Origin of the sequence: Streptomyces sp. NBC_01497 (genome assembly GCF_036250695.1) — a bacterium.
Taxonomy (GTDB): Bacteria; Actinomycetota; Actinomycetes; order Streptomycetales; family Streptomycetaceae; genus Streptomyces.
Map to the genome: position 1 here is coordinate 4,456,310 of NZ_CP109427.1, position 12,484 is coordinate 4,468,793.

The 12,484-nt window shown below is 73.7% G+C and carries 9 protein-coding genes; 4 read left to right on the forward strand and 5 right to left on the reverse strand.

What is annotated here, in order from left to right:
- Positions 1 to 27: 27 nt before the first annotated feature.
- From OG310_RS19050 to OG310_RS19060, 3 genes are all read right to left on the reverse strand, one after another.
- Entirely contained in the window at positions 28 to 795 is a 768-nt protein-coding gene (locus tag OG310_RS19050) for a hypothetical protein (RefSeq protein WP_329457083.1), read from the reverse strand.
- Between the two features lie 87 nt (positions 796 to 882).
- Complete coding sequence (locus OG310_RS19055; protein ID WP_329457084.1) at positions 883 to 2,196, reverse strand: lanthionine synthetase LanC family protein; 1,314 nt, start codon at positions 2,194 to 2,196, stop codon at positions 883 to 885.
- A gap of 21 nt (positions 2,197 to 2,217) precedes the next feature.
- On the reverse strand, positions 2,218 to 4,818 hold the full coding sequence (locus OG310_RS19060) for a serine/threonine-protein kinase (protein ID WP_329457085.1): 2,601 nt from the start codon (positions 4,816 to 4,818) through the stop codon (positions 2,218 to 2,220).
- A gap of 559 nt (positions 4,819 to 5,377) precedes the next feature.
- On the opposite strand from OG310_RS19060, the gene OG310_RS19065 reads away from it, so the two are divergent.
- From OG310_RS19065 to OG310_RS19075, 3 genes are all read left to right on the forward strand, one after another.
- Positions 5,378 to 6,748, forward strand: a complete 1,371-nt coding sequence (locus tag OG310_RS19065; protein ID WP_329457086.1) for an aspartate aminotransferase family protein — start codon at positions 5,378 to 5,380, stop codon at positions 6,746 to 6,748.
- A 182-nt stretch (positions 6,749 to 6,930) separates the two neighbouring features.
- Positions 6,931 to 7,752, forward strand: coding sequence for a GntR family transcriptional regulator (locus OG310_RS19070; RefSeq protein ID WP_329457087.1), 822 nt, complete (start codon positions 6,931 to 6,933; stop codon positions 7,750 to 7,752).
- A 530-nt stretch (positions 7,753 to 8,282) separates the two neighbouring features.
- Complete coding sequence (locus OG310_RS19075) at positions 8,283 to 8,933, forward strand: hypothetical protein (RefSeq protein ID WP_329457088.1); 651 nt, start codon at positions 8,283 to 8,285, stop codon at positions 8,931 to 8,933.
- 83 nt (positions 8,934 to 9,016) lie between these two features.
- Here OG310_RS19075 and OG310_RS19080 read toward each other — a convergent pair whose 3' ends face one another.
- Entirely contained in the window at positions 9,017 to 10,258 is a 1,242-nt protein-coding gene (locus OG310_RS19080) for an MFS transporter (protein ID WP_329460249.1), read from the reverse strand.
- 81 nt (positions 10,259 to 10,339) lie between these two features.
- On the opposite strand from OG310_RS19080, the gene OG310_RS19085 reads away from it, so the two are divergent.
- Positions 10,340 to 11,101, forward strand: coding sequence for a DeoR/GlpR family DNA-binding transcription regulator (locus tag OG310_RS19085; protein ID WP_329457089.1), 762 nt, complete (start codon positions 10,340 to 10,342; stop codon positions 11,099 to 11,101).
- 227 nt (positions 11,102 to 11,328) lie between these two features.
- Here the strand turns inward: OG310_RS19085 and OG310_RS19090 are convergent, their stop codons facing one another.
- Positions 11,329 to 12,105 (reverse strand): SLATT domain-containing protein, encoded by a 777-nt coding sequence (locus OG310_RS19090; RefSeq protein WP_329457090.1) that lies wholly within the window; start codon positions 12,103 to 12,105, stop codon positions 11,329 to 11,331.
- Between the last annotated feature and the right edge of the window lie 379 nt (positions 12,106 to 12,484).

Below are 12,484 nucleotides of genomic sequence, written 5' to 3' on the forward strand. Positions count from 1 at the left end.
GGACGACGTGGGACCGGCGGGGCCTCGTCACGACGCGGGCGGGGTGCGGCGGCGCAGACCGGCGGAGAGGATCAGGAGCGTCGAGAGGGCGAAGAGGACGCCCGAGGTGGCGAGTGAACCGGACGGCACCGTACGTGAGCCGGTGGGCTCGACCCAGGGGTGCAGGACCCCGAACGGGTCACGGAACAGGACGACGCTCTGACCGGGCTCGAACTGCCCGACGCAGTTCTGGCGCTCCGTCAGTTCCTCTGCCGCGCCCGTCGCGTCCTGGACATGGCAGTGGGTGCCGGGCGTGATGTGCGCGGTGACGGCATGGCCGAGTCGCTCGGCGTACAGCTGGTACGCGGTGGGGCCCGCGAAGAAGGGGAGCGCGAAGACGCACAGGGAGGCGAGGGTCGCGGCGATCACACGGTTCCACCGTGCGCCGGCGATGACCGCGGTGGTGGCCACGACGACGAGCGTCACGACGATCCCGAGATACAGCATCCCGAACGGGTACTGGCTGAGGAAGCCCGCGGCCACGGCGGCCAGGGGGAGGACGACGGCCCACATCAGGCTGTTGACGATCCGGCGCGGCGGCGTGGCGGACGACGGGGCGGGTCTCTCGCCGGGGGCCTCAGCGGCGGTACCGGCCGGGGCCCCGGCCGCCGGCTCCGGGGCCGGTCCGGTGCCCGATCCGGCCGCCGTTCCCTGCCCGGCCGCGTCCGGGCGGCCCTTCTCCGGCGTGATCGTGACCGTGACCGAGGACGTCCCCGGTCTGCTCTGCGCGGAAGGATTGATCTGCTGCGTGCTCAACGTCGTGCTCCCTGGCCCGGAACGAATGCCACGTACCCCCGCCCCCTACTCACGACGGTGCGGGGCCATACGGTTCCGGCGCACAGATCAGCGACTGGTGTCGGGGCCTCGTACCGGTGCCGGTCGCGGCCGGGTGGGCGGGTGCGCCGCCGGCTGGTCCGGCCAGGGGTGGGCGTACGCGGCGTCCCCGCCGCCGCGCAGGCGCGCGTAGCGCAGCAGTTCGCGGATGATGCCCGCGCTGCCCATGGCCCAGCCGGGTTCGGGTTCGAGGGTGCTGGGGGTGGCGCGGTGCTCGGTGTTGGACCAGCGCACGCCGTCCGCGTCGGCCGTGGCGCGGGCGAGGAGGTCCGTGGCGAGGGTGTCGGCGAAGGCGATGCCGTCGCCTTGTTCCACGGCCCGGTCGCAGGCGAGCGCCAGCACACCCGCCGTACCGCAGCAGTGGCCGTTGTTGTCCCAGAAGCCGGGGCGCAGGCGTCGTGGCAGGCCGGAGCGGGTGACGGTGTGCCAGCAGCGGTCGGCGAGCGACGCCCACGCGGGGTCGCCGGTCGTGTCGCGCAGCAGCCGGAAGACCTGGGCGTCGCCGGTCGGGCCGTGGCACCAGCCGTAACTGAAGCGCTGGACGCGCTCGTCGCTCACCTGCGGGTCGGAGTGCGGGACGAGGAAGCCGTCCGGGCCTCCCTCGTCGCGCACCGTGACGTCCGCTGCCCCGGCGAGGGCGAGTTGGCTCAGGTCGGTGCGGTGTGCGGCCCGGCCCACCGCGGCCAGCGCGTACACGACACCGAGGGTGCCGTGCGAGATGTGGTTCAGCCGTGACGCGCGCCCCCGGTGCCCCTCCCACCGGACACCGTGGCGCGTCGCCTGAGCCGTACGGAGATACGGCTCGGCGGCGGCGACCGCGAGATCCGTGTCGCCGCAGGCCAACGCGCCCAGCGCGATACCGGCGTTGCCGCCCAGCAGCTCGAACTGATCGCCCCAGCGGGTGCCGTCGAAGCGTGCGCGGACGAGGTCGAGTGAACGGCCGGCGGCCGTCCGGGCGGACGCGTCCCCCAGTACCTCCCCGACGGCGTTCAGTGCGACGGCGATGCCCGCCCGGCCGAAGTGGAGGGAGCTGTAGTCCCACTCCTCGGCGGTGTCGGCGAGGCCGCGCGCGGCACGGACGGCGGCATCGGCGTACCGGTCGTCCCCGAAGTGGCTCCAGCCCTCCAGCAGGGCCAACAGGACGCCCGAAGTCCCGTTGTAGAGCATCGGGTTCGGTTCGTCGTCGGAGGGACGGGTCGTCCAGGCGAGGCCGTTCGCGGCTCCCGCTCCTGTGATGGCCGGTGTGTCCCGCGCGACGCGCAGAATCCAGTCGAGGGCCCCTGCCGCCAGCGTCTCGGCCTGTGCGGTGCGGGTTCCGTCCACGGTGCGGGCCCTCCTGTGCCGTTACTGACGCTTGTACGTCACTGATTCACCAGTCGTCGTCACCCGGCGCAGGCTGCCGTCCGGCTGGACGGTCAAGGTGGTGGCCGGACCCGGTGTGCACGACGTCATCGGCTTGCCGACCGACACGGACGAGGGACCGATCCGGAGCGGGCCGCCCGACCCGGTCGGCGAGGCCGTCAGCGAGGCGGTGAACTCGCAGTGGTAGCCGCCCTTCCCGCTCGCCGCGCCGTCGGCCGTGAGGACCAGGACGCTGTCCCCGACCTTGCCCTGTCTGATCACCAGCTGCCGGGGACTGAATCCGTCCTTCGTCTGCACACCTCCGCTCCACGTGCCGACGAAGTCCTGCGGCACATCCCCCTTCGCGGAGGCGGACGGCGACGGGGACGTGGACGGCGAGCCGGACGGCGAGGACTTCCCGGACGGCGACGAGCCGCCCTGCTGCGGGGCGCCCAGCAGGCTCCCGGCGCTGGAACTGTCGCTGCCGGCGGCCTTGCCGTCCTTGGAGCCGCCGCCGTTCATGACCGCGTACACGGCACCGCCGGCGCCGATGGCGACCACGAGCGCCACGGCGATCAGCGCGATCGTGCCGCGCTTGCTGCGCCCGCCCGCATCGTCGCCGTCCTGGTCGTCGTCGAGCCCCGCGCCGCGGTCGGGGCTGTACGCGGCGGCGTAGGGCGACGGGCCGGGCTCCGGCGGTGGAGGCAGGACTCCGCCGGTGTCCTGCTGGGGCGGGTAGCCGTAGCCCGGCTGGGGCTGGGGCTGGGGCTGCGGTTGGGGCTGCAGTTGGGGTTGTTGGGGTTGAGGGGTCTGTTGTTGGAGCTGCTGCTGGTAGGGCTGCGGCTGCTGGTAGTGCTGTTGCGGGGGGTAGCCGTAGCCGTGACCGGTCTCGGGCTGCGGATAGCCGTACTGCTGTTGCTGTTGCTGTTGCTGTTGCTGTTGCTGTTGCTGTTGCTGTTGCTGTGGGAACTGCTCTGTCTGCTGGGTCTGTTGCTGTGGGGGGTAGCCGTACTGCTGGTGCTGCGCCTGCTGTGGGGGTTGCGGCGTGGGGGCGGCTTGCTGGGCCGGGGGATGGGTCGGTTGCCAGGTCGGTGACTGCGCCTGAGGGCCCAGCGGTGGCCAGGCCTGGCCCTGTTGCTGGAACTGCTGCTGGGACTGTTGCGGTTGCTGGGACTGGTGCTGTCGTTGTTGCTGTTCCGCGAGCGGAGAGATCGCCTGCGGGTCCCCGGCGGGGATCGGGCGCAGCCGCTGCGTCGACGGGCCGGGGCCCGCCGCACCGGCCGCCGCGTCCGTCACCGGCCGGAGCCGCGTGGTGGAAGGCCCGGGGCCGGCGCCCACGCCGTTGCCGGGGCTCGCCGCTTCCTGCGTCGCGTGCGCCGCGTCGGAGTCGCTCGCGGTGCCCGGTGTGCCCGGTGTGCTCGGTGTGGCAGGTGCGACACGTGGGCTCAGGGTCGCGGCGGTGGCGGATATGACCGGAGCGCGCGTCGCGTCAGGCGTGGCCGCTGTGGCCGCGGTCGCAGGTGTGGCAGGTGTGCCAGGCACGACGGGTCCCGTACGGACGGCCGGTGTGGCCCGTGTGGCCGGTGTCATCGGGGTGGCGGCGGAGGCGGCCACGGCGGTGCCGGTGCCCGTCGTGGTCGCGGCAGCCGGAACCGCGGGCTTCGTCGCCGGCAGGCGGACCGTGTGCTGCCCGACCTCGGCCAGCACCCCGCCCGGGAGCCACGCCTCCCCGGCCGTCTCCGGCACGCCGACCCGGCCCAGGATCGCCGTCGTGGAGGGGCGTTCGGCGGGGTTCTTGCGCAGGCACTCCAGGACGAGCTGGGCGAGACCCTCCGACAGACCCGACGTGTCCGGCTCCTCCTGCGTGATGCGGAGCTGGAGGGCGTGCGCGCTGCTGTCCGTGGCGCCGAAGGGGAGGCGGCCCGTCGCCGCGTACGTGAGGACGGAGCCGAGGCTGAACACGTCCCCCGCGGGCGTCGCGGCCTCCCCCCGTACCTGCTCGGGCGACATGAAGCCCGGCGAGCCGGTGAGGGCGCCGGTCAGCCGCTGCCCGCCGTCGGTCGCGGCGTCCAGGGCGCGGGCGATGCCGAAGTCCGCGAGGCGGGGGCCCTGCTCGGTGATGAGGATGTTCGACGGCTTGAGGTCCCGGTGGACCACGCCCGCCGCGTGGATGTCCTGGAGGGCGTGGGCGAGGCCCGAGGCGAGGACGCGTACCGAACGCGGGGGCAGCGGTCCTGAGCGCGTACCGTCGCCGTTTCTCCCGCCGCCCCGGGTGCCGCCGGCGCCGCCGCCCGAGACGAGTGCGAGGAGCGTGGGGCCGGCGATGTACTCGGCCGCCACCCAGGGGAGGTCCGCGTCCATGTCGGCGTCCAGGACGGGCACGGTCCAGGCGCCGGTGACCCGTCCGGCGGCCGTGACCTCCTGCCGCAGGCTCTCGCGGAAGGCGGGCTGGGCCGCCAGTTCGCGCCGGATCAGGCGGACCGCGACCGTACGGCCTTCGCCCGAGCGGGCCAGGAAGACCTGGCCGAGTCCGCCGGAGCCCAGCCGCGCCAACAGCCGGTACGAACCGATGCTTTGCGGATCCCCTGGTGCGAGCTTGTCCATGGCCGAGCGGTCCTCCCCCTACCCGATGACGTGTCCCGTTCGACGCGGGACACGGGCCCCCGTCCCGCAGGAGACTGCCATGCCTACCAAAGCGCTTTCTCGGCGGGGGAAGTGTGGCGACGCGGTGAAACCTTTCGGCTGCTCGGGTGCTCGCACGCGCGTGCCCCGGCCGTACCCGCGCCCGATCCGGGGCCGCCGGCATCCCCGCGCCGCGCGTCCGGCGCCCGCGAGTCCTGCGCCTGACGCCCGGATGCCTCGCAGGGGACGCCGCTCTCCGCCATCCGCCCCCAGCGCTCGTACGACACCGTGCCCGCCCGTACGACACCCTGCCCGCCCGTACGACAGCCGCCCCGCCGGTACGGAACCCACCCGCGTACGGCACCCGCTCCCGTACGGAACCCGTCCGCGTACGGCACCCGCTCCCGTACGGAACCCGTCCGCGTACGGCACCCGCTCCCGTACGGAACCCCGCCCGTGCGACACCCTGCCCAGGAAAGTGGTCCACTCCATACAAGGTGGCGATACCGGTTCGCCCGTGCCGCTCCCTACCCTGGCGGTCATGACCCCTGTGACCCCTCATGCCGCTCCGGACCCGCAGGCCGGTGCCGCCGTCAAGGCGGCCGACCGCGCGCACGTCTTCCACTCCTGGTCCGCGCAGGAACTGATCGACCCGCTCGCCGTCGCAGGCGCCGAGGGCTCGTACTTCTGGGACTACGACGGCAACCGCTATCTCGACTTCGCCAGCGGTCTCGTCTTCACGAACATCGGCTACCAGCACCCGAAGGTCATCGCGGCTATCCAGGAGCAGGCGGGCCGGCTCACGACCTTCGCCCCCGCCTTCGCGCTGGAGGCGCGCTCCGAGGCCGCACGGCTGATCGCGGAGCGCACTCCCGGTGATCTCGACAAGATCTTCTTCACCAACGGCGGCGCCGAGGCGGTCGAGAACGCGATCCGGATGGCGCGCCTCCACACCGGCCGGCCGAAGGTGCTGTCCGCGTACCGCTCGTACCACGGCGGCACGACGACCGCGATCAACCTGACCGGTGACCCGCGCCGCTGGGCGAACGACAGCGGGGCCGCCGGCGTCGTGCGTTTCTGGGCGCCGTTCCTGTACCGCTCGCCGTTCTACGCGTCGACCGAGGAGGAGGAGTGCGCCCGCGCACTCGACCACCTGGAGTCGACGATCCGCTACGAGGGCCCGACGACGATCGCGGCGATCATCCTGGAGACCGTGCCGGGGACGGCGGGGATCATGACGCCCCCGCCCGGCTACCTCGCGGGCGTACGGGAGATCTGCGACCGCTACGGGATCGTGTTCGTCGCGGACGAGGTGATGGCCGGATTCGGCCGTACGGGGAAGTGGTTCGCGACGGAGCACTTCGACGTGGTGCCCGACCTGCTGACCTTCGCGAAGGGCGTCAACTCCGGCTACGTGCCGCTCGGCGGCGTCGCGATCTCCGGCGCGATCGCGGACACCTTCGCCAAGCGGCCGTTCCCCGGCGGCCTCACCTACTCCGGGCACCCGCTGGCCTGCGCGGCGGCCGTCGCGACCATCGGGGTGATGGCCGAGGAGAAGATCGTCGAGCAGGCCGCGCGGCTCGGCGAGACGGTCCTCGGACCGGGTCTGCGCGACCTCGCCGAGCGGCACCCCTCGGTGGGCGAGGTGCGCGGCATGGGAGCGTTCTGGGCGCTGGAACTCGTACGGGACCGGGAGACGCGCGAGCCGCTGGTGCCGTACAACGCGACGGGCGAGGCGAACGCGCCGATGGCCGCGTTCGCGGCGGCGTGCAAGAAGAACGGGCTGTGGCCCTTCGTGAACATGAACCGCACGCACGCCGTGCCGCCCTGCAACATCACGGAGGCAGAGGCGAAGGAGGGACTGGCGGCCCTGGACAGCGCCCTGGCGATCGCCGATGAGCACACTGTGTGACGGTGGCCGGGCTGGCGTTCGGGGGCGATGACCGTTTTCGGCCATCGCTCCCGTGGCGTTCCCGGCCCTTCGACGCCCCGCCCGGGCTCCAGGTCGTAATGTGACGGAAGCCTTTTCCGCGAGGTGGCCGCAGGGGCCGCCGCGAGCGGAGCGACGACCGTACGAGGGGAAGCACACCGACCATGCCTGACGGCGCAGCCGTGACCCGGCACACGTTGCGGCAGCAGATCGCGGACGCGCTGCGTGACGAGATCCTGGCGGGCAGGCTGCTGCCGGGGCGCGAGTTCACCGTCAGGACGATCGCCGAGCAGTACGGCGTCTCCGCCACCCCCGTACGGGAGGCGCTGGTCGACCTCTCGGCCCAGGGGCTGCTCGACTCGGACCAGCACAAGGGCTTCCGCGTGCACTCCTTCTCGCTCGCCGACTTCCGGGGCATGGTCGAGGCGCGGTCGCTGCTGGAGGACGGTGTCTTCCGGAAGCTGGAGCGGACCCTGCCGGAGCGCGGGGAGTGCCCGCTCGCGGGACGGAACGCCGAGGCCCGCGACGGACGGCCCGGCGGCCCCCGGCCGGGCACGCAGTCGCCGCAGGCCCGCATGCTCGTCTCCGTACGGCGCAGGGCCCAGGAGGCGGCACGGGCGGCACGCGCCGGGGACGTCGCGATACTGATCGGATACGACCTGCGGTTCTGGCGTGAACTGAGCGCCCTGGGGGACAACCGGTACGTGTCGGAGTTCCTGGACCGGATGCGGGTGAAGGCATGGGTGTTCGCGGTCCCCTTCCTGCGGGAGGACGCGCAGGCGAACCGGTGGCTGTGGAGCGGCCACGAGGAGGTGGTGGACGCCGTGTCCGCGGGCGACACAGCCGCGATCAAGGCGCTCATCGAGCAGTACAACACCCATTTACTGACGTGGGCGGACACGCTGGTGGGATGCGGACCGGACCGGGCACGGGGCGGCCCCTCAGGCGGCGCGACGGGTGGCAGGCCCGGTGAAGCGGCGGTCTGACTCCGGTGCGTGCCGGACCCTTCGCGCGGCGTGCCGGGCGCATTACGCTGGCCCGACCACGGCTCCGCCCGGCCTCCGGGAGCGGAGCGGTGACGCTGTCCGCGCGCGTGCGGACACGACCGCGACGACCGTACAGACGACCGCACAGAGCAGCAGAGAGCAGCACGGAGCCGCAGCCCCGACACGTGAAGAGAGCCGCGCACCGAGACCGCGAAGCGGCCCGTGCACCGGGACCCGTGAGGGGCCCGCGCACCGAACCGCCCGCGCACCGAACCGTGTACCGATCGTGCATCCGAACCGACGTGACGAACCATCCACCGAGCCACCCCGTGACGTACCGCGTACCGGACCCGCGGGTCCGGTACGCACGGACCCGCGGGCCCCGAGCGCTGTGAGCCCGCAACCCGGGAGACCCGTAAGCCTGTGACTCCGTAAGTCCCTGTATGCGCAAGCCCGTGGACCCGCGAACCCGTGAGTCCGTGAACCGTCCGGCGATTCCAGAGCGAGAACTGCCTGAGAGCGAGCCCCCCTTGGCCTGTGACCTGTGGTTGGTCCCCCTCGTCGACGTGCTGTGCCACAGCCCCGACAACCCCTTCGCCGAAGAGATCGCCGTCTACGACAAGGCGCTCGGGGAGGCAGGGCTGCCGCCCGTCCCCGTGTTCGCCTACATGCCGGGACTGTCGGGGGACGTCGCCCCGGTGGCCGGGTTCGACTACGACGCCCTGCACTTCCTGCGACGCGCCTACCTGCTCCAGGTGTGCGGGCTGCCGGTGACCCCCGTGGGCGAGCTGGGCAGCGACTACGAGCAGCTACTGGAGATGTTCGACTCCACGGCCCAGCAGTCGCACCTGGTCTGGCACTTCGACCACGCGGGCGCGTACGTGCCGGTGGACTTCGCGGCGCCCCTGTCCAACGACGAGTTGCTGGAGGGCGGCGGGCCGCTGGGCTCGGCGCAGGGGCTGCTGCGGGAGCTGCAGCTGGTGGCCCCGGCGATCGGCATCGACCCGAGGAACCCGCCCGCACCGCCGGTGCCGCCCAGCGGGCCGACGGCGCTGGAGGAGCCCGCCCGCACCGTCGCGTACGGTGACGGCCTGTTCGAGCGGGAGCGGCACGTGTGGCTGGGGCTGCACGCGGCGGCTACCAAGAGCCTCGGTCAGGGCTCCATGATCGTCTTCAGCTGACCGGCTCCCGACCGGCACCTGACGGGCCCCCGGTCCGCAGCTGACCTTCGATGGGCGGGGCCGCGGCCGGCGGCCCGCCTCCTTCAGCCGACGCCGGCGGAATCGCCGGCGGGGCCGCGGGCGTCCTGGGCGGAGCCGTGTGGACCCGGTGTCAGGCCCGGGTCCACACGGGGCCGGAGGATGCGCGCGGAAACCGCCGCCGCCGCGCACAGCAGTACGGGAACGACGAGGGCCGCGTTCAGCGGGACGAACCGGGTGAGCGGCCCGATCACCGTCGGCCCGGCGAGCATCCCCAGATAACCGAGCCCCGCGACCCGCGACACGTTCGCGCCCGCGGCCTCGCGGTCCGCGTGCCCGGCCGCGCTGAACAGCTGCGGGACGCAGCCCGAGAGGCCGAGGCCGAAGACGGCCCAGCCGACGAGCGCGAGCGGGATCCACGGTGTGACGGCGACGGCCGCCAGGCCCAGGGTGGCGAGTCCGGCGCCGCAGCGGACGATCGCGACGGCACCGAAGCGGGCCGCGACCCGGTCGGTGACGAGGCGTCCGACGGTCATGGCGGTGGAGAACGCGCCGTACGCGAACGCGGCCGTGGCGGCGGGGGCGTCGAGGACGTCCCGCAGGTCGAGGCTGCTCCAGTCGTTGGCTACGCCCTCGCAGAGCATCAGCATGAACGCCAGGGCGGCCAGCGCCCAGATGCGCGCCGGGACGGCGCGGCGCCCGCCCCGCCCGGAGCCCAGCGGGTCCGTTGCGGACTCGGTGGCGTGCGGTTCGCGGGGCAGGAGCGCGGGTGCCGACGCCAGCGCGAGCAGCACGCCGAAGGCACCCATGCCCGCCAGCGTCCCCGGCGTGCTCCAGTTCCAGCTGAGGACCCGGGCGCCGACGAGCGAGGCGGCGACCCCGCCGAGGGAGAAGACGGCGTGGAACGCGGACAGGATCGGCCGGCCGTAGCGGTGCTCGACCTGTACGGCGTGGGTGTTCATGGAGACGTCGAGGCAGCCGTTGCAGAAGCCCAGTACGAGCAGTGCGAGGCCGAGCGCCCAGGGGCCGGTGGCGAGGCCCGGCAGCACGAGCGAGGCGCTGAGCAGGACGCCACTGGCCGGCACGACCGTACGCGGCCCGAGCCGGTCGGTGAGCGGCCCCGCGAGCCGCATCCCGGCGAAGGCACCGCCACCGAGGACGAGCAGCAGCCAGCCGAGGACGGCGTGGCCGATCCCCGCGCGCTGCTCGATCACGGGGATGTGGACCACCCACATGCCGAGGACGAAGCCGTTCAGTCCGAAGCAGGCGAACGTGGCGAGGCGGGCGAGGCGCAGGACGCGCGGCATACTCGACATGGAGTGAACGTATCGCACATCCATTGTGTTTGAAACTGGCTATATCGCACAGGAAAGATGTTCAATAGGGGGATGATGAACCGGTTGAGGCAGATCGCGGACGCGGTGCGGGCGGCGGGCGAGATGAGCGTGGCGGACCTCGCGGAGCTGACGGCGGCGTCCGAGATGACCGTGCGGCGCGACCTGGAGACGCTCGCCGGGCAGGGCGTGCTGGAGCGGTACCGGGGCGGCGCGCGGAGCCTGCTGCTGCGGGGTGAGGAGACGCCGTTCGCGCTGCGGTCGGACGACGGCGTCGCGACGAAACGCCGGCTGGCCGCCGAGGTCGCCGCTCTGATCGCCGACGGCGAAGCCGTCGTCGTGGACGGCGGCACGACCTGCCGGGAAGTGGCGCGGGCGCTGCGCGCGCGCCGGCTCACCGTGCTGCCGCTGTCGCTGCACACCGCGAACGCCCTGGCGGGCGGCGCGCAGTTGACACTGCTCCTGCCGGGCGGCGAAGCGCGTCCGGGCGAACTCGGCCTGGTGGGACCGCTGGCCGAGGCGTCACTCGCCGCGCTGCGGTTCGACACCGCGGTCATCGGCTGCTGCGGCCTCACCGCGGCGGACGGCCTGACGGCTCATGACCTGCCCGAGGCGGCCGTCAAACGGGCGGCGATGCGCGCGTCGAGGCGGGTGATCGCGGTGACCGAGGGCGCCAAACTGACACGCACGGCCCTCGCGCACGTGGCGGACGCGGCCGCGCTGGACCTCGTGGTGACGGACAGCGCGGCGCCGGCCGAGGCGCGCGCGGCGCTGGAGGCGGCGGGGACGGTGGTACGCCTCGTGGCGGAGGCATGAGCAGGTCCGCGGCCCGGCCCGGCGGCGCGCGTTCCCGCCCGGCGCCCGGCGCCCAGGTCTCGGCGCCCGGGTCTCGGCGTGGCGCGTCCCCTCGCGGCGTCCCACGTGCGGCCCGAGCGTGTGCGGGCCGAGCGTGTGCGGCCCGAGCGTGTGCGGGCCGAGCGTGTGCGGCCCGAGCACGTGCCGTCCGAGGCCGCCAGGGCGGCGCGGTCGGCAGCGGAAGCCGCTCAGCGCGGCTCCGGGGGCCGCTGGCGGGGCATGTTCGGGCGGGCGCCGGGGACGAAGGGGCGCGGTGGCGGCGGCGCCTCGCCCCGGTGGGGCGGCGCCGACTGGAGCAGCAGCGCGCCGGTGCCGACGCCCCCGCGGAACTCCACCATCCAGTCCGCCGTCTCCGCCCGTACGAGCTCTGTGACGTCCTCGCAGAACCGGCGCAGCACCCCGAGGCACCGTTCGGCCGCCTCGCTCGCGGTGCCCTCCGAGGGGCCCAGCACCTCGCGCACGGACTCGGCGGCCCAGTCGAACTGGAGCGTCTGGAGCCGTCGCTGCACCGCCTGCGCGGTCGCGACGTGCCGCATCCAGCCCGATGTCACGCCGAAGTAGCGGTCGCACGCCAGGCACGCCCCGCCCAGCAGCAGTGCCAGACAGCCCCAGCTCGCCACGCCCTGCACCTTGCCCACCAGGTCGAGCAGCGGCAGCGCGACGCCCGTGACGGCGCCCAGCGCCGTGCCGCCGCGCAGCGCCCGCGCCGCGAGCCTGCGGCGTACCCGGTCGGCCAGGTACCAGCGGACCGTGCGCAGCGCGCCCGCCTCGACCCACCGGTACAGCTCGTCCAGGCGCTGCGCGGGCTCGCCCCAGTCGCCGGGCGGGAAGGGCCCGCCCACCAGCTCCCCGTGCTCGGGGGCGCCGCCGGCGCCGCCGTCGGCGGCGGGCCGCGCACCGGCGCCCGTGTCCGCGAGTTCGTCCTCCCGGCCTGGCCCTCCGGGCTGCATCTCCGGCTGGCTCACCGGGGCACTCCTTAGCGGTTCGGCGTTCCCGGCGCTGTGATCGCCGAGATCTCGTACGTATGTCGTGCGGTCCTGCGCGGGCTCTCGCGTCGTTTCGTACGGCTTCCCGAGGGATGTGCCGTATGTCGTCCCGCGTGTCCTGGTGCGCGCATGCGGCGCACATCCGGGGAACGCGGGGGTCGTACGCGTGGCCTGTCGCACTTTCCTACCGCCGAACGGAGGGCGTGGAGCCCCCGATCCGGGGAATTTCCCCCGCAGGAGTCGCGTGATCAGGTAGGGGACCCGTTCGGCCTCACCCGAAAGAGTTGGTCCCAACGGGTGGGGCGAGGTGCCCCGAGAGCACGTAGGCTCGCCTCACAGGATTGTTGTCGTCGAATTG